The following is a 22476-nucleotide window of genomic DNA, read 5'->3' as shown; positions in this document are numbered from 1 at the left end:
GGGTGACATCTCAGGCGGGTTCGACGACGGCTGCCGGGGAGACCTCGTCGATCGCCTCGCCGGCGAACTCGTCATCCTCGCGGCCCTGGGGCACCCGGGCCGCCAGCAGCGCGACCAGCGCCACCACCGTGCCGACCGTCATCACCAATGCCAGGGCGAATTCGTCGTTGCCGAGCACGCCGACCAGAGGGGCCACTGCCGCACCGAGGCCGAACTGCGCGGCACCGAGCAGCGCCGCCGCGGTACCGGCCGCCTCGTTGTGGCGCGACAGCGCCACGGCCGGAGCGTTCGGCAGCACCAGGCCCATCGCGGCGAGGATCAACCACACCGACACCAGGAACCCGGCCAGCCCGCCGACCTCGGCGACGGTCAAGCCGACGAACACGACACCGGCCAGTGACGCCGCGACCAGCGCCCACACCATGATCCGCTGCGGGGAGAACCGCCGCAGCAGCACGACGTTGAACTGTGTGGTGCCGATCAACGCCACCGCACCCGCGCCGAACACCAGCGCGAACGTCTGCTGGTCCAACCCGTAGCGGTCCTGCAGCACGAACGCCGCGCCCGAGACGTAGGCGAACAGCCCGGACATCCCCAGCGCCGCCACGACGACGAGCACCAGGAACCGCAGATCGCGTACCAGGGAGACGTAGGTGACGGCGATCCCGCGCACCTGCAACGGGCGGCGGTGCGCGGCAGGCAGCGTCTCGGGCAGGACCAGCACCGCCATGAGGAGCAGCCCGCCGGCGACGATGACCAGCGCGGCGAACACCCAGTGCCACGAGGCGTGCAGCAGAACCGCCGCCCCGAGCGACGGTGCCAGCACCGGCGCCACACCGAGCACGAGCATCAGCCGCGACATCACCGTCGCCGCGGCATTCCCGGCGAACAGGTCACCCACGACCGCGATCGCGACCACCGTGGCTGCGGCCGCGCCCACGCCCTGCAAGCTCCGGGCCAAGCCCAGCAGCATGATGTTCGGCGCGAACATGCACAGCAGCGACGCCAGCATGTGCAGCACGATCCCGGCCATCAGCGGCCTGCGCCGGCCCAGCGAGTCCGACAGCGGACCCACGATCAGCTGGCCGAGGGCGAGCCCGGCGAGGGTCCCGGTGAGCGTCAGCTGCACGATCGACGAGGACACCCCGAGTTCGTCGGCGATCCCCGGCAGCGCGGGCAGATACATGTCGATCGTCAACGGGCCGAGGGCCACCAGAGCGCCGAGCACCACGATCATCCGCAGTCGACTCGGAGCCGCCTTCACTGTTTCGTCGAGAGCCGCGCGGTCGTCCACGGGCGGGGATGATGCCATGACGAAGGTCAGCGAGTCGCATCGTTTTTTTCTTCCGGTTACGTCCCGACAGTGACCGCTGTCACCCCTGCCGATCGACGCCTCCGGCACCCCGGGCACCCACCCGCGCCGCCGTTCGTTGTCGTCGCGATAGCCTGGTGAGCCAGGCGCCACGGGTAAGGGAGGCCTCGCGATGAGCGCTCGATCGGACCGCAAGAAAGCGCTGGCGCTTGCCGGCGCGACCGGCGACGAGAAGCCGGGTGCGGCGGCCAAGGTGCTGTCGCAGATCATCGAACGCAGCTCGCGGGTGCAGGCACCGGCGATCAAGGCCTATGTGGACCGCGTCCGCGGCGGCGACCGCAACGCCTCACCGGCCGAGATCGTCAAGAAGCTGGAGAAGCAGTACATGGCCGCGGTCATGGCCAGCGGCGCGGCGGTCGGCTCGGCGGCGGCGCTGCCCGGGATCGGCACGCTGACCGCGATGTCGGCGGTGGCGGGCGAGACGGTGGTGTTCCTGGAGGCGACGTCACTGTTCGTGCTCGCCGTCGCCGAGGTGCACGGCATCCCAGCCCACGAACGGGAGCGCCGCCGCGCGCTGGTGCTCTCGGTCCTCGTCGGGGAGGACAGCAAGCGGGCGGTGGCCGATCTGCTCGGCGCCGGCCGCACCAGCGGGGCGTGGATCACCGACGGCGCGGCGACGCTGCCGTTGCCCGCGGTGTCCCAGCTCAATTCACGCCTGCTGAAGTACTTCGTCAAGCGCTACACACTCAAGCGCGGGGCGCTGGCCTTCGGCAAAGTGCTGCCGGTCGGCATCGGTGCCGTCGTCGGCGGGCTCGGCAACCGGATGATGGGCAAGCGAATCATCGAAAACGCCCGTTCGGCGTTCGGCGCGCCGCCGTCCCGCTGGCCGGCGACGCTGCACGTCCTGCCCTCAGCGGGGCCGAATCCATGACCACTACGACCAGAACGTGGACAAGGCAGCGTTGCCGTGGTCCGGTCGTAGTGGGAGCGCTAGCCTTTAGGCGGCGCCAAAGCGGGTAACCGCAGAACAGAACATGAGCGGCGAGCATCCTTGCCATGCTCGCCTGAGACGACGGAATCGAGGCGAGTAGCTGCCGTGAGCAGTTCACCTTCACCATTCGGCCAGAACGAATGGTTGGTCGAGGAGATGTATCGCAAGTTCCGCGAGGATCCCTCGTCGGTAGACCCCAGTTGGCACGAGTTCCTCGTCGACTACAACCCGGAACCCACCACCGACTCCAGCACGAGCGGCAACGGGCAGCAGGCGCGCAGCACCACCACCGCCGCACCCAAGGCGCCGCCGGAGCCCGCACCTGCCCCGGCACCCAAGCCCGCGGCGACCAAGACCGAGAACAAGCCCGCCGAGACCAAGTCGGCGAGCAAGTCGAGCAACGGCACCGCGAAGGCCCCTGCCAAAGACACCAAGGACACGAAAGACACCAAGGAGTCGAAGGAGTCGAAGCCCGCGGCCCAGAAGCCCGCCGCCGCCCAGTCCTCTGACGACAGCGACCAGAACCAGGTGCTGCGCGGCGCGGCCGCCGCGGTCGCCAAGAACATGTCGGCCTCACTCGAGGTGCCGACGGCCACCAGCGTGCGCGCCATCCCGGCGAAGCTGATGATCGACAACCGCATCGTCATCAACAACCACCTCAAGCGCACCCGCGGCGGAAAGATCAGCTTCACCCACCTGATCGGCTACGCGATCGTCCAGGCGGTCAAGAAGTTCCCGAACATGAACCGCCACTTCGCCGAGGTGGACGGTAAGCCGAACGCGGTGACCCCACCTCACACGAATCTGGGCCTGGCCATCGACCTGGCCGGCAAGGACGGCAACCGCCAGCTGGTCGTGGCGGCCATCAAGAAGTCCGACACGCTCGGGTTCGGACAGTTCGTCGCCGCCTACGAGGACATCGTGCGGCGCGCCCGCGACGGCAAGCTCACCGCCGAGGATTTCTCCGGCGTGACGATCTCGCTGACCAACCCCGGCACCATCGGCACCGTGCACTCCGTGCCGCGGCTGATGCGCGGCCAGGGCGCCATCATCGGCGTCGGCGCGATGGAGTACCCCGCCGAGTTCCAGGGCGCCAGCGAGGAACGCATCGCCGACCTCGGTATCGGCAAGCTGATCACGCTGACCTCCACCTACGACCACCGCATCATCCAGGGCGCGGAGTCCGGCGACTTCCTGCGGACCGTGCACCAGCTGCTGCTGTCGGACGAGTTCTTCGACGAGATCTTCCGCGAACTCGGCATCCCGTACGAGCCCGTCCGGTGGCGCGTCGACAACCCCGACTCGATCGAGGACAAGAACGCCCGCGTCATCGAGCTGATCGCGGCGTACCGCAACCGCGGCCACCTGATGGCCGACATCGACCCGCTGCGCCTGGACAAGGACCGGTTCCGCAGCCACCCCGACCTCGACGTGCTGACCCACGGCCTGACGCTGTGGGACCTCGACCGTGAGTTCAAGGTCAACGGCTTCGCAGGCGCCGAGCGCAAGAAGCTGCGCGACGTGCTGGGCCTGCTGCGTGACTCGTACTGCCGCCACGTCGGCGTCGAGTACACCCACATCCTCGAACCCGAGCAGCAGAAGTGGATCGAGGAACGCGTCGAGGTCAAGCACGAGAAGCCGACCGTCGCCGAACAGAAGTACATCCTGAGCCGGCTCAACGCCGCCGAGGCCTTCGAGACGTTCCTGCAGACCAAGTACGTCGGGCAGAAGCGGTTCTCGCTCGAGGGCGCCGAGACCGTCATCCCGATGATGGACGCGGTCATCGACCAGTGCGCCGAGCACGCACTCGACGAGGTCGTGATCGGTATGCCGCACCGCGGCCGGCTCAACGTGCTGGCCAACATCGTCGGAAAGCCCTACAGCCAGATCTTCAGCGAGTTCGAGGGCAACCTGAACCCCAGCCAGGCCCACGGCTCGGGCGACGTGAAGTACCACCTCGGCTCCAGCGGCACCTACCTGCAGATGTTCGGCGACAACGACATCACGGTGTCGCTGACCGCCAACCCGAGCCACCTCGAGGCCGTCGACCCGGTGATGGAAGGCCTGGTGCGGGCGAAGCAGGATCTGCTCGACAAGGGTGACAGCGAGGACGGCTACACCGTCGTGCCGCTCATGCTGCACGGTGACGCCGCATTCGCCGGACAGGGTGTGGTGGCCGAGGTGCTGAACATGGCGCTGCTCCGGGGCTATCGCACCGGCGGCACCATCCACATCGTCGTCAACAACCAGATCGGTTTCACCACCTCGCCGTCCGGCGCGAGGTCCGCGGAGTACTCGACCGACGTGGCGAAGATGATCGGCGCGCCGATCTTCCACGTCAACGGGGACGATCCCGAGGCCGCGGTGTGGGTGGCCAAGCTGGCCGTCGACTTCCGTCAGAAGTTCAAGAAGGACGTCATCATCGACATGCTGTGCTACCGCCGCCGCGGGCACAACGAGGGTGACGACCCGTCGATGACGCAGCCGTCGATGTACGACGTGATCGACACCAAGCGCGGGGTTCGCAAGACCTACACCGAGGCGCTGATCGGCCGCGGCGACATCTCCATGAAGGAGGCCGAGGACGCGCTGCGCGACTACCAGGGCCAGCTGGAGCGGGTGTTCAACGAGGTCCGCGACCTCGAGAAACACGACATCGCCCCCAGCGAGTCGGTGGAGTCCGACCAGCAGATCCCGGCCAAACTCGCCACGGCCGTGGACAAGTCGCTGCTGGCCCGCATCGGTGACGCCCACCTCGCGGTGCCCGAGGGCTTCACCGTGCACCCGCGTGTCAAGCCGGTGCTCGAGAAGCGCCGCGAGATGGCCTACGAGGGCAAGGTCGACTGGGCGTTCGCCGAACTGCTGGCGCTGGGCACGATGGTCGCCGAGGGCAAGCTGGTGCGGCTCTCCGGTCAGGACACCCGCCGCGGCACGTTCACGCAGCGGCACTCGGTCGTGATCGACCGCAAGACCGGTCAGGAGTTCACCCCGCTGCAGTTGCTGGCCACCGACGCCGACGGCAACCCGACCGGCGGCAAGTTCCTGGTCTACGACTCGCCGCTGTCCGAGTTCGCCGCCGTGGGCTTCGAATACGGCTACTCCGTCGGCAACCCCGACGCGATGGTGCTGTGGGAGGCGCAGTTCGGCGACTTCATCAACGGCGCGCAGCCGATCATCGACGAGTTCATCAGCTCCGGTGAGGCGAAGTGGGGTCAGCTCTCCGACGTCGTGCTGCTGCTGCCGCACGGCCACGAGGGCCAGGGTCCCGACCACACCTCTGGCCGCATCGAGCGGTTCCTGCAGCTGTGGGCCGAAGGCTCGATGACGATCTCGATGCCCTCGACGCCCGCGAACTACTTCCACCTGCTGCGCCGGCACAGCCTCGACGGCATCCAGCGGCCGCTGATCGTCTTCACACCGAAGTCGATGCTGCGCAACAAGGCGGCGGTCTCCGACATCCGCGACTTCACCGAGCAGAAGTTCCGCTCAGTGCTCGAGGAGCCGACCTACACCGACGGCGACGGCGACCGCGAGAAGGTCAAGCGGGTGCTGCTGACCAGCGGCAAGATCTACTACGAGCTGGTGGCCCGCAAGAACAAGGAGAAACGCGACGACGTCGCGATCGTGCGGATCGAGCAGCTCGCCCCGCTGCCCAAGCGGCGGCTGGCCGAGACGCTCGACAAGTATCCGAACGTCCAGGAGAAGTTCTGGGTGCAGGAAGAGCCGGCCAACCAGGGTGCGTGGCCGACCTTCGGGCTGACGCTGCCCGAGATGCTCCCGGACTACTTCACGGGCATCAAGCGGATCTCGCGGCGCGCGATGTCGGCCCCGTCGTCGGGGTCGTCGAAGGTGCACGCCGTCGAGCAGCAGGAGATCCTCGACGAGGCGTTCGCCCCGTAGTTCTACAGACCGGGAAGCGGAAGCGGCGACTTGCCGTAGGCGAGCGCCGCGACCGCGCCCGGGCAGAACACCTGGATCGCCAGGCCGGTGAACATGGTGGCCGGTCCCAGCGGGCGGCCGATCATCTCGGAGACGTCGGCGGCGACGTTCGCGACGTTCTGGCCCGGTTCGGCCAGCATCGGGCACACCGACTGGCCGACGCGCACCGCGGTGGCGGTGTCGACCCCGCTGATCCCGGAACCGGCCAGGGCGGACAGGAACATGTCGGTGGCCGTATCGGCCCCCGCCGTCCCGGTGCCCAGCGACATGGCGGAACCGATCATGCCGGATACGGCGAGCGACGCGATGGCCGCGCGGTGACTGCGCTTCATGACTGGACCATCGCGGGACCGCCACGGACTGTTACCCCGCTGTACCGGTACCGCGAGTACCGACTAACCTCGACGCGAGTCAACTGACACGAGGAGTGTGCGTATGCAGGGCTTCGCCGGAAAGGTGGCCGTGGTGACCGGCGCCGGCTCGGGTATCGGGCAGGCACTGGCCATCGAGTTGGCCCGGTCCGGGGCCAGCGTCGCGATCAGCGACGTCAACACCGAGGGGCTGGCCGTCACCGAGGAGCGCATCAAGGCGATCGGTGCACCGGTGAAGTGCGACCGCCTGGACGTGACCGAGCGTGAGGCGTTCCTGCTCTACGCCGACGAGGTCAAGGACCACTTCGGCAAGGTCAACCAGATCTACAACAACGCAGGCATCGCGTTCACCGGTGACATCGAGATCAGCCAGTTCAAGGACATCGAACGGGTGATGGACGTGGACTTCTGGGGCGTCGTCAACGGCACCAAGGCGTTCCTGCCGCATCTGATCGCCTCCGGCGACGGTCACGTCGTCAACGTCTCCAGCGTCTTCGGTCTGTTCTCGGTGCCCGGTCAGGGGGCCTACAACGCCGCCAAGTTCGCCGTGCGCGGGTTCACCGAGGCGCTGCACCAGGAGATGACGGCGGCGGGTCACCCGGTCAAGGTGACCACCGTGCATCCCGGCGGCATCAAGACCGCGATCGCGCGCAACGCGACCGCCGCCGAGGGGCTGGACCCCGAGGAACTGGCCAAGCTCTTCGACAAGAAGCTGGCCAACACCTCCCCCGAGCAGGCCGCGAAGGTCATCCTCGAGGGTGTCCGCAAGAACAGGGCCCGCGTGCTGATCGGTAACGACGCCAAGGTGCTCGACGCGATCATCCGGGTGGTCGGACCGCACTATCAGCGGCTGTTCCCGAAGGTGACGTCGAAGATGCTGCCCCGGCCGCACTGACCTCAGTCACGCAGCGGGTGGGCGGCGAGCCATTCGTCGGCCACCGCGGCGGGATCCGCACCCTCGGCGACCTGGGCGCGCATCTGCGCCAGCGCCGCGGTGTCGAGCACGCCGGCGACCTCGTTGAGCGCGAGGATCTGCGATTCGTCGAGGGTGTTGCGCCGGTACAGCGGCACCACGTTCTCGGCGCGCACCAGCGCCGTGCGGTCGGCCAGCACCACCAGTCGCGGCGGGATGTCCGGCGCCGCCGTCGTGGTCCACGCGGCGTCCACCTTCCCGGCCTGTACGGCGGCGAACAGCGTTGCGGAATCGGGGAATTCGCGCGGATTGGGCAGCCTGCAGGTGCCGATCGCCGCGGGGGTACGCACCCCCCGGACCCGGCCCGGCGTGACCTCACCGCAGCGGCGCACCAGCGCCGAGAGATCCTGACCGCCGAGTTCGGCGACGGTGCGCTCGGTGACCGCGAGCGCGGGTTTGTCCTCGGCCGCGGTGGTGTAGTCCCCGGCGCCGATGCCCTCGGGCAGCGCCGAGACCATGTCGCGGTAGACCTGCTCGTCGGCGCGGGCGGTCGCGTCGGGCTGGAAGCGCTGCAGCAGCCGGCCGGTCAACCCGGGCACGACCGCGACATCGCCGGCGTCGAGCGCGGTCAGTGGGTCGGCGGTCGGCTCCACCCGGGTGGCGGTGCCGTAGTAGCGAAGAGCGGCGGCATAGAGGTGGGCGGTCAGCACCGATGCGTCGTCCTCGGCGGACCCGATCCTCAGCGACGGCCCGGGCTGCGGTGCCCCGCAGGCGGCCACCACCACCACCGCGCAGAGTGCGACCAGTAGACGGCGCACGGCGATGTCAGGACTCGGAGGCCGCCGCCACGGCCGCGGCCACCGCAGGCGCCACCCGGGGATCGAGCGCGCTGGGCACGATGTGGTCGACGGCCAGGTCGTCACCGACCACCGAGAAGATCGCTTCGGCCGCAGCCACCTTCATGCGTTCGGTGATCCGTCGCGCCCCGGCGTCGAGTGCGCCGCGGAACACACCGGGGAACGCCAGCACGTTGTTGATCTGGTTCGGGAAGTCGCTGCGCCCGGTGGCCACGACGGCCGCGTACTTGCGGGCGGCGTCCGGATGGATCTCCGGGTCCGGGTTGGACAGCGCGAACACGATGCCGCCCGGCGCCATCGTCGCGACCGCCTCCTCGGGGACGACGCCCGCCGACAGGCCGAGGAACATATCGGCGCCGTCGAGCGCCTCGGCGACCCCGCCGGTGCGTCCCGCCGGGTTGGTGCGCTCGGCGAGTTCGGCCTTGAACGAGTTGAGGTCCTCGCGTCCGGAGTGGACGATGCCCTTGCTGTCCAGCACGGTGACGTCGGGGATCCCCGCCGCCAGCAGGATGTTGGCGCACGCGACGCCGGCGGCGCCCGCACCGGAGATCACCACGCGCAGCGCGGCCATGTCGCGGTCGAGGACCTTGGTCGCACCCATAAGCGCGGCGAGCACCACGATCGCGGTGCCGTGCTGGTCGTCGTGCATGACCGGGCAGTCGAGCGCTTCGATGACGCGGCGTTCGATCTCGAAGCAGCGCGGCGCCGAGATGTCCTCGAGATTCACCGCACCGAAGGTGGGGCGCAGGCGCACCAGCGTCTCGACGATCTCGTCGGGATCCTTGGTGTCGAGCACGATCGGGATCGAGTCCAGGCCGCCGAACGTCTTGAACAGCGCGCTCTTGCCCTCCATCACCGGCAGCGACGCGGCGGCGCCGATGTCGCCGAGGCCGAGCACGGCGCTGCCGTCGCTGACCACCGCCACCAGCCGGTTGGCCCACGTGTACTTCGCGGCCAGCGCGGGGTCGTTCGCGATGGCGCGGCTGACCTGGGCGACGCCGGGGGTGTAGGCGATCGACAGTGCGCGCTGGGTGTCCAGCGGCGCCTTGAGTTCGACCGAGAGTTTGCCGCCCTCGTGGGCGGCGAAGATCTCTTCGTCATCGATGACGACTTGCGGGGTACGCACCATCTCAGCCACGTCGTCACAGTAACGGACCCCGATATCTCACCGGCCCCTATCACCCCTCGGTGAGCTTCGGCGACCGGGTCGGGCGCGTACCATCGCCGGATGCCGTCGTTCCACGTTCCGGTGGCCAGGGCGGTGGTCGACTGCGGCGTGTACTGCGACGGCGACCGCCTTCCCGGTAGGTACACCCATGCGTCCGCACTGCAGGAGGCGCGCGAACTGGCCGGCCAGGGCCGGACGGCGTTCGTGTGGATCGGGTTGCACGAGCCCGACGAGCACCAGATGCAAACGGTCGCTGAGCTGTTCGGCCTGCACGAGCTCGCCGTCGAGGACGCGGTGCATGCCCATCAGCGGCCCAAGGTCGAACGCTACGACGACACGCTGTTCCTGGTGCTCAAGACGGTCAAGTACATCGAGCACGAATCGATGGCCAAGGTGCGCGAGATCGTCGAGACCGGCGAGATCATGGTGTTCGTCGGACCCGATTTCGTCGTCACCGTCCGCCACGGTGACCACAGCGGCCTGACCGGCGTCCGCCGCCGCCTCGAAGCCACCCCCGCGTCGCTGGCGCAGGGGCCGTACGCGGTCATGCATGCGATTGCCGACCAGGTGGTGGACAGCTACCTCGACGTCACCGAGATGGTGGAGACCGACATCGACGCGATGGAGGAGGACATCTTCTCGCCGCGGTCGCGCACCAACATCGAACACATCTATCTGCTCAAACGCGAAGTGGTGGAGCTGCGCCGGTCCGTCGCGCCGCTGACCCCGGCGCTGCAGCGGATCAGCGACTTCGACGATCTGATCTCGATCGAGGTGCGCCGCTATATGCGCGACGTCCTCGACCACAACATCCGCGCCTCCGACCGCATCGGCAGCTACGACGACCTGCTGAGCTCGCTGGTGCAGGCCGCGCTCGGCAAGGTCGCGATGCAGCAGAACGTCGACATGCGCAAGATCTCGTCCTGGGTGGCGATCGCCGCGGTGCCCACCGCGATGGCCGGCATCTACGGGATGAACTTCGACTACATGCCCGAACTCCACCAGAAGTGGGGCTATCCCGCGGTGCTGCTGGTCATGGTGACGGTGTGCGGGCTGCTGTACCGCACCTTCCGCCACAACCACTGGCTCTAGCTCGGGCTGGCGGCCCGCCGGTCGGGGTCGAGCACGTCGACGCCGTCGGTCAGCCACGCCTCACGCATGGCGTCGGCGCCCTTGAGGCGTACCCACGCCGCCTCGGTCGGGGTGATCGGAGTGGCCGAGAAGATCGTCACGTCCGGCATCGGCCCGGGCAACGGCACGTCCTCGATCTCGCTGCGCCCCAACAGGAACGCGGTGAACGGCGCCGGCTCCCACAGCGGGGTCTCCAGGTCGATCAACGCATCGGCCTCGAGCACGAGTCCCTCGACGGCGGGCGCCGCGGCCAGCACCGCGAGCGACCGCGCGAGCCCCTTGGGCGTCGGACCCCGCAGCGCCACAACGACTTCGGCGCGCGGACCGTGAATCGGGTCGGTCACCAGCTCGGTCGGATCGAACATCGGGTGCCGCGAACAGCCCAGCGACACATAGTGCGCGACACCGTCCGCATCCGGGCCGAACCGCAGCACCTCGATCTGTTCGGTGCCCAGGAACGTGACGCTGGCGGAGACGGGTTCCGCGGTGATCCCGGCCCGCCTGAAGTGCTCGCCCAGATGGGCGCGCACCACGCTCAGGACATCGGTCACTCGGCGGGCTGCTCCGGCTCCACGAGCGTCGGTGCGGGAGAGGACTTCTCGTCGGGGATCGTGAGGTTCTGCCCCGAATCCGCGTCGAAGATCACCAGCTTCGACGTGTCGAGCGCGAGGTTGATGGTGTCACCCTGGCGGACCGGGGATTCGGTGGACACCCGCGCCACGAATTCGTTCTCGCCCTGACCGGATTCGACGGCCAGCTGCGCGAGCTGATCCGACCGCGCGCCGGCACCCTCGGTGCGGAAGTGCACGTACTTCTCGGCGCCCAGCGACTCCACGATGTCGGCCTTGACCTCGAAGCTCAGCGCGCGGATACGGGCGTAGCCGTCGAGCACCGAGGCGTCCTCGAGGTGTTCGGGCCGCACGCCGACGATGACGTTGCGCGGCTTTCCGCGCCGCGAGATCAGATCCTGCGCCTCCTGGGTGAGCGTGACCTCGCCGAACGGCAGCCGCACCCCGACGTCGGTGAGCGAGGCCGGGAAGAAGTTCATCGCCGGTGAGCCGATGAACCCGGCGACGAAGAGGTTGGCCGGCCGGTTGTACAGCTCTTCGGGGGAGCCGATCTGCTGCGCGACCCCGGCCAGCATGACCACGACGCGGTCGCCGAGCGTCATCGCCTCGGTCTGATCATGGGTGACGTAGACGGTGGTGGTGCCCAACCGGTTCTGCAACCGCGAGATCTCCGAGCGCATCTGCACACGCAGCTTCGCGTCGAGGTTGCTCAGCGGTTCGTCCATGAGGAACGCCTTGGGGTTGCGGACGATCGCGCGTCCCATCGCCACCCGCTGGCGCTGACCACCCGAGAGCTGACCGGGCTTGCGGTCCAGCAGTTCGGTGAGGTCGAGGATCTTCGCGGTCTCCTCGACCTTGGCGTTGATCTCCTCTTTCTTGACCTTCGCCAGGGTGAGCGGGAATCCGATGTTCTGCCGGACCGACATGTGCGGATACAGCGCGTAGGACTGGAACACCATCGCGATGTCGCGGTCCTTGGGCGCCTTGTCGTTGACCCGCTGCCCGCCGATGCGCAGTTCCCCGGAGGTGATGTCCTCCAGCCCGGCGATCATGTTCAGCGTCGTCGACTTCCCGCACCCGGACGGTCCGACCAGGATGATGAATTCGCCGTCGGCGATGGTGATCGACAGATCCTTCACCGCCGTCGCACCGTTCGGGTAACTCTTGGTCACCCGGTCCAAGACGATTTCGGCCATCGAGCTACCCCTTCACCGCACCGGACGTCAACCCGGCGACAATCCGTCGCTGGAAGATGAGAACAAAGATGATGATCGGAATCGTGATCACCATCGCGCCGGCCGCGATCGACCCGGTCGGCTCCTCGAACTGCGAACTGCCCGTGAAGTTCGCGATCGCCACCGGCGCGGTGATCGCCCGCTCCGTCGCCGTCAGCGACAGCGCCAGCAGCAGGTCGTTCCAGGCGAAGATGAACACCAGGATCGCGGCGGTGACGATGCCGGGCGCGGCCAGCGGCGCGATCACCATGCGGAACGCCTGGGCCGGCGTCGCGCCGTCCATCTTCGCGGCCTTCTCCAGATCCCACGGGATCTCCCGGAAGAACGCCGAGAGCGTGTAGATCGCCAGCGGCAGCGCGAACGTGATGTACGGGATGATCAGGCCGGGCCAGGTGTCGAACAGGCCGAGGGCGCGCTCGATGTTGAAAATCGGTGTGACCAGCGAGATGTGGGGGAACATCGCGATCAGCAGGGCGACGCCGATCAGCAGCCGCTTACCGGGGAACGCCAGCCTCGCCACCGCGTAGGCGGCCATGCCGCCGATCACGACGGCGATGAAGGTGGTGATCAACCCGATGCCGATCGAGTTGAACAGCGCCGAGGTGAAGGCGTTGCCGGTGAAGATCGCCTTGTAGTTGGCGAAGGTGATCTCCGACGGAATCAGCCTGCCGTCCTTGACCGTCGCCGTCGACTTCAGCGACAGGCTCAGGATCCACAGCACCGGGAACAGCGCGTAGGCCACCACGAGGATGTTGACGATGGTCCACCCGGTCGCGCGCCCGGCGCTCACCCGCTCGTTCACCGTCAGCGCCTTTCCTCGTCGGAACCGGGGGCCGATGCGCCGAACACCTTGATGTAGATGAACGCGATGATCGCCACCGACAGGAACACCAGCACGCTGATCGCCGAACCCAGGCCCAGGTTGAACGCCTTGAACAGGTTGTCGTAACCCAGGATCGACACCGAACCGGTGTTGTTGGCGCCGCCGGTGAGCACGTAGATGTTGTCGAAGACGCGGAATGCGTCGAGCGTGCGGAACAGCAGCGCCACCAGGATCGCCGGTTTGATAAGCGGCAGAATGACTTTCACGAGCCGCTTCCAGGCGCCCGCACCGTCCATCTGCGCGGCGTTGAGCAGATCCTGGGGCACCAGGGCCAGACCGGCGAGCAGCAGCAGCGCCATGAACGGCGTGGTCTTCCACACCTCGGCGAGCACCACGATGGCCAGCGACGGCAATTGCTCGGTCAAAGGGGCGCTGCCCTCGGGCAGCAGGTTGGCCAGGTAGCCGGTGCCCGGCGTCCAGGCGTAGTACCAGCTGTAGGACGCGGCGACGGTGACGATGCCGTACGGCACCAGGATCGCGGTGCGCACCACACCCTTGCCGAAGATGGTGCGGTGCATGACCAGGGCCAGTGCCATGCCGAGCACGAACTCGATGGCCACCGACACGACCGTGATCGCCAGCGTCACCGCGAACGCCGTCCACCAGTACCCGTCGCTGAGCACGGTGATGTAGTTGTCCAGGCCGACGAACGCCACGTCGTCGGGTTCGGCGAGGTTGTAGCGCTGCAGGCTCAGCCACACCGCGTAGCCGATCGGGTAGGCAGTGACCGCCAGCATCAGGATGACCGCCGGGGCGATCAGCAGGAACGCCAGCCGCCGCTCGGAGCGGGCGTCGTCGGTCCCGCCACTGGTCGCGGTCGGGGCCGCGGTCTGCGCCGGGGGTTCCATCGTGGCCGTCACGGGATCAGCCCCTTCCCGTCGATGGCTTTCTGCACCTGCTCGGCCAGTTCGTCGGCCGTACGTTCCGGATCGATCTGATTGATCGGCGCCAGCGTCACCGACATCCGGGTCGACACCGACTGGTACACCGGCGTGGCAGGCCGCACCGCGGCGTTGGTGAGCTGGTCGCGGATGATCTCGTACTGCGGATACTCGGCCTGGAACGCCGGATCGTCGTACAGCGAGGCCCGCACCGCGGGCAGGCCGCCCTCCACCGACGTGTAGCGCTGGTTCTCGACGTTGCGCAGGCAGCGCACGGCCTCGAAGGCCTCGGCCGGGTGCTGGGTGGTCTTGGCGACCGCGAGGTTGAGCCCGCCCAGCGTCACCTTCGCCGGCTCACCGGGGTTGACCCCCGGGTACGGCGCGAACCCGAGCACCGGCTTGCTCGCGTCGAACGCGCGGGTGAACTGTTCGTCGGTCGGCGAGAACGTGCCCACGTCGTTGATGCTGCCCGCCAGCGCCGGATCCTCGTTGAGCGGCAGGAACGACACGCCGCCCTTGACCGCGTTCTCCAGGAACGACGGCAGCACGTAGGGCCAGTTCACCTCGAGCGCCGCCTTGCCCTGTTCGAGGGCGAGACGGGCGGTGGTCTCATCGGTCTGGGTGACCGAGGGGTCGGCGCCCGGCGCGGTGGCCACCGACTTGATGATCTGCAGGGCCTTCACGGTGGCCGCGCGGTGTTCCGGGGTGTCGGTCAGCGTGACCCGCTGCCCGTCGTCGGAGAGCACCTGACCGCCCGCGCTCTCCAGCAGCGTGTTGAACCACACCACCAGGCCCTCGTACTGCTTGCCCTGCACCGCGATCCAGCTGGGCCCGCCCTCGGCGTGCAGCCGGGTCGCCTCCGCGACCATGCCGTCCCATGTGGTCGGCGCCTGCGCCATCAGATCGGGGCGGTACCAGAGCAATTGCGTGTTCGTCGTGATCGGCGACGCGTAGAGCTTGTCCTGCCACTTCGCGGTCTCCAGCGGCCCGGGCAGGGTGTTGGCGTTCGCGTCGGCCTCGGCGAGTCCGGCCGGGTCGTCGGACAGCGGCAGCGCCCAGCCCGCCTCGGCGAACTCCGCGGTCCACACCACGTCGAGCGCCATCACGTCGAGTGACCGGTCGTTGCCGGTGAGCCGGCGCGCGAGCTGCAGACGCTGGTCGTCGGCGCCCTTGGGCAGATTGCGCTGCTGGATGCGGAAGCGTCCGCCGAGTTCGTCGTTGCAGCGCTCGGAGACCGCGGTGAACGTCGCCGCCTCGTTCGCCGGGGTGTAGTAGTTGATGACGATTCCACCGCCGCCGGAACTGCACGCCGACAGAGTCGACGCCGTCGTCAGAGCGGCGATCGCTGCAGCCCCAAGCCGCCGAGCGCGCACCACCAGGCCTCCCGTCCGTCCCCATGTCGCCGCGAAGCGGCTGCGGCTGGGAACCTCCCGCGGGCAAACCGTAGAGGCAGACGTGCGTGATGTGCAACACTTCGGCGGCCCCGGGTGGCGATTTCCGCCCGATCGTGACCTCAGCGTGTCGTCCGCGACGCCGGCAGGCGGCACCGCCCTCAGATCGTCAAGCGCGCCAGCAGATCCCGTCCCTGCTCGGCGTTCTGCGGATCGCACAGCACGTCGTAGCGGCCGGCGACCAGTTGCATGGTCGAGCTGAAATCCCTTGTGCCGCGGGCCATCGCGTACGGGATCGCCGAAGTGATCAGCCCGAAGAACACACCGGCGATCACACCGGTGAGCAGGGCGCTCCACGGATTCGGGCTGAAGAACCCGAGGATCAAGCCGATGAACAGGCCCAGCCAGGCGCCGGTCAGCACGCCGCCGCCGAGCACCTTGGGCCACGACAGCCGGCCGGTGACCCGCTCCACCTGCATCAGGTCCACCCCGACGATCGTCACCTGCTGGACGGGGAACTGCTGATCAGACAGGTAGTCCACCGCGCGCTGGGCTTCGGCGTAGGTCGCGTAGGAACCGATCGGCCACCCCTTGGGCGGCGTGGGCAGCGGGGCGGGCACCCCGCGCGCACCGGCCGCGGTGGTCGGCGGCGTGCCCGGTGTCGGCCCGGACTGGAAAGGACTCGTCATCGCTCGTCATTCTCCTCTAGGACGCCGGTTTCGGCAGCGTGTTCTCGTCCATTCAACGTCCCGACCGCGCAATTCGTGCCCGCTTCGGGTGCCTGCCCGACGACCCCCGCGTGCGCTAGGTTGAGGTCATGACGAATCCGGACCGAGACCCCGAGCACTCGTCACCAGCGGAGTCCGGTTCGGGCGGCACCGAACCACCCGCAGGCGGTTACGAGGTCCCGGCCTACGGCCAGCCGTCCGACTATCCGCCGCCTCCTCCGGGATTCGACCAGCCGGGCTATCAGCAGCCGGGCTACCCGCAGCCGGGCTACCAGCAGCCGGGGTATCCGCCTCCGCCGCCCGGTTACCCGCCCTACGGCTCGTTCGGGACCCCGTACGAGGCGCCCGGCGGGTATCCCCCTCCGCCGCCCGGCTATCCGCCCTACGGCGGCGGCTACAGCGCCGCGCCGAAGACCAACGCGCTGGCCATCTGGTCGCTGGTCGCGTCGCTGGTCGGCTTCATCTGCTGCATCGGCTCGGTGGTCGGCATCGCGCTCGGCCTCGTCAGCCTCAACCAGATCAAGCAGTCGCAGGAAGAGGGCCAGGGACTGGCCATCGCGGGCATCGCCGTCGGCGCCGTGTCGCTGCTCGCGAGCCTGGTGATGACCGTCGTCTTCATGAACGTCTGACGGTCAGTCGGCTCAACTCGGCGGCCGGAACGGCTCGCCCTGGCGGCTCATCCCCGCCGCGCGCCCCTTGGCCGCGATCACCAGCGCCATCTTGCGGCTGGCCTCGTCGATCATCTCGTCGCCCAGCATCACCGCACCGCGGGCGCCGCCGGCGCGCGAGGTGTGCCACTCGTAGGCCTCGAGGATCAACTCCGCGTGGTCGTAGTCCTGTTGGCGCGGGCTGAAGATCTCGTTGCCCGCGGTGATCTGATCCGGGTGCAGCACCCACTTGCCGTCGAAGCCGAGCGCGGCCGAGCGGCCCGCCACCCGGCGGAAGGCCTCGACGTCGCGCACCTTGAGGAACGGTCCGTCGATCGCGAGCACGCCGTGGGTACGGGCGGCGATGAGGATGCGCATGAGGATGTGGTGATAGGCGTCGCCGACGTCGTAACCCTCGGGTTGTTCGCCGACGACCAGGGTCCGCATGTTGAGGCTGGCCATCAGATCCGCGGGCCCGAGCACCAGCGCCCTCACCCGCGGCGCCGCGGCGATTGCGTCGATGTTGGTCAATCCCTGGGCGTTCTCGATCTGCGCCTCGATCCCGATCCGGCCGACGGGCAGACCGTGTGTCGTCTCCAGCTGGGTGAGCAGCAGATCGAGCGCGTGGATGTGCGAGACGTCGGTGACCTTTGGCAACACGATGATGTCCAGGTCGGCACCGGCGGTCGACACCACCTCGATGACGTCGGCGTAGGTCCACGGCGTCGTCCAGTCGTTGACCCGCACGCCGCGTAGCTGTCCGGCCCAACCGGATTCGGCCAGCGCCACCGCCACCCGGGTGCGCGCCTCGGCCTTGGCGTCGGGCGCCACCGCGTCCTCCAGGTCCAGGAACACCTCGTCGGCCGGCAAACCCTTTGCCTTCTCGATCATCTTGGCGCTGCTGCCGGGCACCGACAGGCAGGTCCGGCGCGGCCGGGCGGATTCGTCGAGTTCGCGGGGTCGAGGCGCGTGTGTCACGGCTCTACTCTCTACCCTTTGAGTCATGGCGGCGGTGAACAGGGTCTACGCAGCGCGGCTCGCGGGAATGGTGGTGCTCGGCCCCGACGGCGAGTCGATCGGTCGCGTGCGCGATGTGGTGATCAGCATCAGCATCGTGCGCCAGCAGCCACGCGTGCTCGGTCTCGTCGTCGAATTGCTCAGCCGCCGAAGGATTTTCGTGCCGATTCTGCGGGTCACCGCGATCGAGCCGAGTGCGGTCACGCTCACCACTGCGAACGTGTCGCTGCGCAAGTTCGTCCAACGCCCCGGTGAGGTCCTGGTGGTCGGCCAGGTGCTCGAGACCCGGGTGCGCGTGGACGATCCCGACCTGGCGCAGCTCGCCGGAATCGACGTCGTGGTGGTCGATCTCGGCATCGAGCAGAGCCGGACCCGCGACTGGCTGGTGACCCGCGTCGCGGTGCGCACCCAGCGCCGGCTGGGGCGGCGCTCCAACATCCACATCGTCGAATGGCACCACGTGCACGGGCTCACGCCGTCCGGTCTGGCGATGCCCGACCAGGGGGTGGCCTCACTGCTCGAGCAGTTCGAGGGGCAGCGGGCGGTGGAGGTGGCCGAGGCGATCCGGGAGCTGCCCGCCAAACGCCGCTACGAGGTGGTCAACGCGCTCGACGACGAACGGCTCGCCGACGTGCTGCAGGAACTGCCGATGGACGATCAGGCCGACGTGCTGCGGCAGATGAAGACCGACCGCGCCGCCGACGTGCTCGAGGCGATGGATCCCGACGACGCCGCCGATCTGCTGGGGTCCATGACCCCCGCCGACGCCGAGACGCTGCTGCGCCGGATGGATCCCGAGGACTCCGAGGACGTGCGCCGGTTGCTGAGCCACTCCCCCGACACCGCCGGCGGCCTGATGACCTCCGAACCGGTGGTGCTCGCCCCCGACGTCACCGTCGCCGAGGCGCTGGCCCGGGTGCGCGACCCCGACCTGACGCCCGCGCTGGCGTCGCTGGCGTTCGTCGCCCGCCCGCCCACGGCGACACCCACCGGTCACTACCTCGGGTGCGTACATCTGCAGCGGCTGCTGCGCGAACCGCCCGCCACGCTGGTCAGCGGGATCCTCGACACCGACCTGCCGAGCCTGACGCCGCAGGATTCGCTCGGCGCCGTGACGCGGTACTTCGCGGCCTACAATCTCGTCTGCGGCCCGGTCGTCGACGAGGAGAACCACCTGCTCGGCGCGGTGTCCGTCGACGACGTGCTGGACCACCTGCTCCCCGACGACTGGCGCGAACGGGTCGAGGAACCCGAACTGACCGGCACCGAAGGGACCTCATGAGCGAGCTGTCGGCGCGCGGGCGGCTGGACACCCCGCGGAGCCCGCGCCGCATCTCGTTCACCGTCGACCGGGAGGCCGTGGGTCAGTTCGGCGAACGGGTCGCGCGGTTCCTCGGCACCGGCCGCTATCTGGCGGTGCAGACAATCATCGTGATCGTCTGGATCGCGTTGAACCTGTTCGCCGTCTCGCTGCAGTGGGATCCGTACCCGTTCATCCTGCTCAACCTGGCGTTCTCCACCCAGGCCGCCTACGCCGCCCCGTTGATCCTGCTCGCGCAGAACCGCCAGGAGAACCGCGACCGGGTGTCACTCGACGAGGACCGCAGACGCGCCGCCCAGACCAAGGCCGACACCGAGTACCTCGCGCGCGAACTGGCCGCGCTGCGGCTGGCGGTCGGCGAGGTCGCGACCCGCGATTACCTGCGCCGCGAACTCGAGGAACTGCGCGAGATGGTCGCGACGTTGCTGGCGGCCACCGACACCGACGGCCACGGATCCGGCGTCAAGTACGACGGGGGCGAACGGCGGTCCAAGCGAACCGGCTGAGCTTGGTTGCGCATTGCTGCAACGGACGTGACGCGAGGTATGTATGGTGACTTGGTTCACACACCTGGGTCGGGCCAGCGCAGACGCTTAGGACGGTTTGAGTGCACATAGGGGGAACCGCCGCTGTGACGGCGGCCCGACGCCGCGCGGCCCGGGTGCTGCGTAAGCCGGCGGCCGGGATCGTCATCCTCGCCCCGCTCGTGTTGGCGGGCGCCGTCGGGGCGTCCTCGCCCGGGCTGCATCACTCGGTGAGCAATGCCGCGGTGACCCCGCTGGCGGCCGTGGCGGCGGCTCCGAAGAACCCGCCGGGACCGTCGGTGGTGGCGGTCAAACGGCCGCCGAGCGCGTTCCGCATCGCCGCGTCGACCGTGTCGTCGCCGCCCCCGGCCGTGGTGGTCAACTCCCCCGGCAGCCTGAAGATCCCCGCGATGGCGCTCAGCGCGTACCGCAACGCCGAACGGATGATGGCCGCCGCCGTGCCCAACTGCGGCCTGAGCTGGAACCTGCTGGCGGGTATCGGCCGTATCGAGTCCGGCCACGCCTCGGGCGGCGCGACGGACTCCCGCGGCACCGCGGTCAACCCGATCTACGGCCCCGCGCTCGACGGCACGCTGCCCGGCAACGAGGTCATCGAGATGAGCCGCACCGCCGACCGGGTCACCTACGCCCGCGCGATGGGGCCGATGCAGTTCCTGCCCGGCACCTGGGCCCGGTACGCCTCCGACGGTGACGGCGACGGCAAGGCCAACGTGCAGAACCTCTACGACTCGACGCTGGCCGCGGCGCGGTACCTGTGCAGCGGCGGGCTCAACCTGCGCGATCCGTCGCAGGTGATGACCGCGATCCTGCGGTACAACAACTCGGTCGCCTACGCGCGCAACGTGCTCAGCTGGGCCGGCGGCTACGCGACCGGCGTCGTCCCGGTCGACCTGCCCCCGATCACCGGCCCGGTCCCCGCGCTCGGCGACTCGCACCTCGACCGCCCCGAAGGGCTCGGCCCGGACGCCCCGGTCAACGCGACGGGCCTGCCCGCCGACGACCCGCTGGCCCTGGTGCCGCTGCTGAGCCGCAACGACGCCAGCCGGATGCCCGGCGGCACCGTGCCCGGGTTCGCGCCCGGACAACGGCTCGGCCCGCTGCCCGGTCCGGCCCCGGCCGCGCCCGCGACCCCCGTCCCGGCACCCGCCGCACCCGCCCCCTGGGTGCCGCCGTGGATGGCTCCGCCGCCGCCCCCGCCGCCGAGCTGTGTGGTGTTCTGCCTGGAGGACACGCCGGCACCGGCCGCCGCACCCGCGCCCGGACCGGTGCCCCCGGGTCCGCCCGCCGCACCGGCGCCGGGCCCCGTGGCCCCGCCCGCGCCCGCCGCGCCGGGGCCGGTCGGAACCGGTCCCGCGCCCGGCCCGGCGGCCTGAGCAGCGTCCTAGCCCGCGTGTGGGACCGCGCTGACGGGTCGGCCTAGACTCGCAGGCGATGTCCCCAACTCCTGATGAGCGCCAGGCGGCGATCCGCGGCGCACTGGCCAAGGTGATCGACCCCGAACTGCGGCGACCGATCACCGAGCTCGGCATGGTCAAAGCCGTCACGATCGCGCCCGACGACAGCGTGCACGTCGAGGTGTACCTGACCACCGCGGCGTGCCCGAAACGCAGCGAGATCACCGAGCAGGTCCAGAAGGCGGTCACCGACGTGCCCGGCACCGGCGCCGTCCGTGTGAGTCTCGACGTGATGAACGACGAGCAACGCGCCGAACTCCGCAAGCAACTGCGCGGCGACTCGCGCGAGCCGGTGATCCCGTTCGCGCAGCCCGGATCGCTGACCCGCGTGTACGCCGTCGCCTCCGGTAAGGGCGGCGTGGGCAAGTCGAGCGTCACGGTCAACCTCGCCGCGGCGATGGCCGCCCGCGGTCTGTCCGTCGGTCTGCTCGACGCCGACATCTACGGCCATTCGGTGCCGCGGATGATGGGCACCACCGACCGGCCCACCCAGGTCGACTCGATGATCCTCCCGCCCATCGCCCATGACGTGAAGGTCATCTCGATCGCGATGTTCACCCAGGGCAACACCCCGGTGGTGTGGCGCGGACCGATGCTGCACCGGGCACTGCAGCAGTTCCTCGCCGATGTCTTCTGGGGCGACCTCGACGTGCTGCTGCTCGACCTTCCGCCGGGCACCGGCGACGTGGCGATCTCGGTGGCGCAGCTGATCCCCGGCGCGGAGATCCTCGTCGTCACCACCCCGCAGCTGGCCGCCGCCGAGGTGGCCGAGCGGGCCGGGGCGATCGCCCTGCAGACCCGTCAGCGCATCGTCGGCGTCGTCGAGAACATGTCCGGGCTGCTGATGCCCGACGGTTCGACGATGCAGCTGTTCGGTGAGGGCGGGGGCCGTCAGGTCGCGGAGCGGCTGACCCGCGCGGTCGGCGCCGACGTCCCGCTGCTCGGTCAGGTGCCGCTGGATCCGGCGCTGGTCGCCGCGGGCGACTCGGGCGTGCCGCTGGTGCTGTCGGCCCCGGATTCACCGGCGGGCAAGGAACTGCGCGGCGTCGCCGACGCGCTGTCGGCGCGCAAGCGCGGGCTGGCCGGCATGTCGCTCGGCCTGGATCCCGCGGGCCGCTGACGG

20 protein-coding genes are annotated in these 22476 nt (G+C 69.3%); 9 read left to right on the top strand and 11 right to left on the bottom strand.

Translation table 11 applies throughout. From position 1 onward, the window contains the following. Positions 1–10 precede the first annotated feature (10 nt). Entirely contained in the window at positions 11–1312 is a 1302-nt protein-coding gene (locus G6N30_RS01565; RefSeq protein WP_134060785.1) for a multidrug effflux MFS transporter, read from the bottom strand. 172 nt (positions 1313–1484) lie between these two features. Between G6N30_RS01565 and G6N30_RS01560 the strand changes: the two genes are divergently transcribed. Together G6N30_RS01560 and G6N30_RS01555 are read left to right on the top strand one after the other, a co-directional pair. Next, positions 1485–2243, top strand: coding sequence for a hypothetical protein (locus tag G6N30_RS01560; RefSeq protein ID WP_134060784.1), 759 nt, complete (start codon positions 1485–1487; stop codon positions 2241–2243). 165 nt (positions 2244–2408) lie between these two features. Beyond that, positions 2409–6203, top strand: a complete 3795-nt coding sequence (locus G6N30_RS01555; protein ID WP_134060783.1) for a multifunctional oxoglutarate decarboxylase/oxoglutarate dehydrogenase thiamine pyrophosphate-binding subunit/dihydrolipoyllysine-residue succinyltransferase subunit — start codon at positions 2409–2411, stop codon at positions 6201–6203. Positions 6204–6205: 2 nt separating this feature from the next. Here the strand turns inward: G6N30_RS01555 and G6N30_RS01550 are convergent, their stop codons facing one another. Then, positions 6206–6574, bottom strand: coding sequence for a DUF732 domain-containing protein (locus G6N30_RS01550; protein WP_134060782.1), 369 nt, complete (start codon positions 6572–6574; stop codon positions 6206–6208). Positions 6575–6677: 103 nt separating this feature from the next. Between G6N30_RS01550 and G6N30_RS01545 the strand changes: the two genes are divergently transcribed. Continuing rightward, positions 6678–7508, top strand: coding sequence for an SDR family NAD(P)-dependent oxidoreductase (locus G6N30_RS01545; RefSeq protein WP_134060781.1), 831 nt, complete (start codon positions 6678–6680; stop codon positions 7506–7508). Positions 7509–7510: 2 nt separating this feature from the next. On the opposite strand, the gene G6N30_RS01540 is transcribed toward G6N30_RS01545, so the two are convergent. Next, the gene (locus G6N30_RS01540; protein ID WP_134060780.1) at positions 7511–8344 is read right to left on the bottom strand and encodes a glycine betaine ABC transporter substrate-binding protein; all 834 of its coding nucleotides are present in this window, start codon (positions 8342–8344) and stop codon (positions 7511–7513) included. A gap of 7 nt (positions 8345–8351) precedes the next feature. Beyond that, entirely contained in the window at positions 8352–9512 is a 1161-nt protein-coding gene (locus G6N30_RS01535) for an NAD(P)-dependent malic enzyme (RefSeq protein ID WP_134060872.1), read from the bottom strand. Between the two features lie 99 nt (positions 9513–9611). Between G6N30_RS01535 and corA the strand changes: the two genes are divergently transcribed. Next, positions 9612–10643 (top strand): magnesium/cobalt transporter CorA, encoded by a 1032-nt coding sequence (gene corA, locus G6N30_RS01530; protein ID WP_134060779.1) that lies wholly within the window; start codon positions 9612–9614, stop codon positions 10641–10643. Here corA and G6N30_RS01525 read toward each other — a convergent pair. The 6 genes from G6N30_RS01525 to G6N30_RS01500 form a co-directional block, all read right to left on the bottom strand. Further along, positions 10640–11233 carry a suppressor of fused domain protein gene (locus tag G6N30_RS01525; RefSeq protein ID WP_134060778.1) on the bottom strand — a complete coding sequence of 198 codons (594 nt, stop codon included), beginning with the start codon at positions 11231–11233 and terminating at the stop codon, positions 10640–10642. The genes corA and G6N30_RS01525 overlap by 4 nt on opposite strands. Next, a complete protein-coding gene (locus tag G6N30_RS01520) occupies positions 11230–12447 on the bottom strand; it encodes an ABC transporter ATP-binding protein (protein ID WP_134060777.1) in 1218 nt (405 codons plus the stop codon). The genes G6N30_RS01525 and G6N30_RS01520 overlap by 4 nt, the downstream gene beginning before the upstream one ends. Before the next feature lie 4 nt (positions 12448–12451). After that, positions 12452–13276, bottom strand: coding sequence for a carbohydrate ABC transporter permease (locus G6N30_RS01515; RefSeq protein WP_179965594.1), 825 nt, complete (start codon positions 13274–13276; stop codon positions 12452–12454). A 14-nt stretch (positions 13277–13290) separates the two neighbouring features. Next, complete coding sequence (locus tag G6N30_RS01510; RefSeq protein WP_134060871.1) at positions 13291–14217, bottom strand: carbohydrate ABC transporter permease; 927 nt, start codon at positions 14215–14217, stop codon at positions 13291–13293. A gap of 8 nt (positions 14218–14225) precedes the next feature. Beyond that, a complete protein-coding gene (locus G6N30_RS01505) occupies positions 14226–15623 on the bottom strand; it encodes an ABC transporter substrate-binding protein (RefSeq protein ID WP_134060870.1) in 1398 nt (465 codons plus the stop codon). A 179-nt stretch (positions 15624–15802) separates the two neighbouring features. Continuing rightward, entirely contained in the window at positions 15803–16330 is a 528-nt protein-coding gene (locus tag G6N30_RS01500) for a YflT domain-containing protein (RefSeq protein ID WP_134060775.1), read from the bottom strand. Between the two features lie 128 nt (positions 16331–16458). Here G6N30_RS01500 and G6N30_RS01495 point away from each other — a divergent pair, with 128 nt between their 5' ends. Next, positions 16459–16998 carry a DUF4190 domain-containing protein gene (locus G6N30_RS01495; protein ID WP_134060774.1) on the top strand — a complete coding sequence of 180 codons (540 nt, stop codon included), beginning with the start codon at positions 16459–16461 and terminating at the stop codon, positions 16996–16998. 12 nt (positions 16999–17010) lie between these two features. Here G6N30_RS01495 and G6N30_RS01490 read toward each other — a convergent pair whose 3' ends face one another. After that, positions 17011–17907, bottom strand: a complete 897-nt coding sequence (locus G6N30_RS01490) for an HpcH/HpaI aldolase/citrate lyase family protein (protein WP_407664767.1) — start codon at positions 17905–17907, stop codon at positions 17011–17013. 112 nt (positions 17908–18019) lie between these two features. On the opposite strand from G6N30_RS01490, the gene G6N30_RS01485 reads away from it, so the two are divergent. The 4 genes from G6N30_RS01485 (at position 18020) to G6N30_RS01470 (ending at position 22473) form a co-directional block, all read left to right on the top strand. After that, positions 18020–19315 (top strand): magnesium transporter MgtE N-terminal domain-containing protein, encoded by a 1296-nt coding sequence (locus G6N30_RS01485; protein WP_134060772.1) that lies wholly within the window; start codon positions 18020–18022, stop codon positions 19313–19315. Then, complete coding sequence (locus G6N30_RS01480; protein ID WP_134060771.1) at positions 19312–19860, top strand: DUF1003 domain-containing protein; 549 nt, start codon at positions 19312–19314, stop codon at positions 19858–19860. Before G6N30_RS01485 ends, G6N30_RS01480 begins: the two co-directional genes overlap by 4 nt. Positions 19861–19961: 101 nt before the next feature. Continuing rightward, complete coding sequence (locus G6N30_RS01475) at positions 19962–21272, top strand: lytic transglycosylase domain-containing protein (RefSeq protein ID WP_179965535.1); 1311 nt, start codon at positions 19962–19964, stop codon at positions 21270–21272. A gap of 58 nt (positions 21273–21330) precedes the next feature. Then, entirely contained in the window at positions 21331–22473 is a 1143-nt protein-coding gene (locus G6N30_RS01470; protein WP_134060769.1) for an Mrp/NBP35 family ATP-binding protein, read from the top strand. Positions 22474–22476 lie beyond the last annotated feature (3 nt).

It is taken from the genome of Mycolicibacterium litorale, from assembly GCF_010731695.1.
GTDB classification, from domain to species: Bacteria; Actinomycetota; Actinomycetes; order Mycobacteriales; family Mycobacteriaceae; genus Mycobacterium; species Mycobacterium litorale.
Note: the sequence above shows the minus strand (reverse complement) of the source record. Positions and strands in the feature narration are given on the sequence as shown.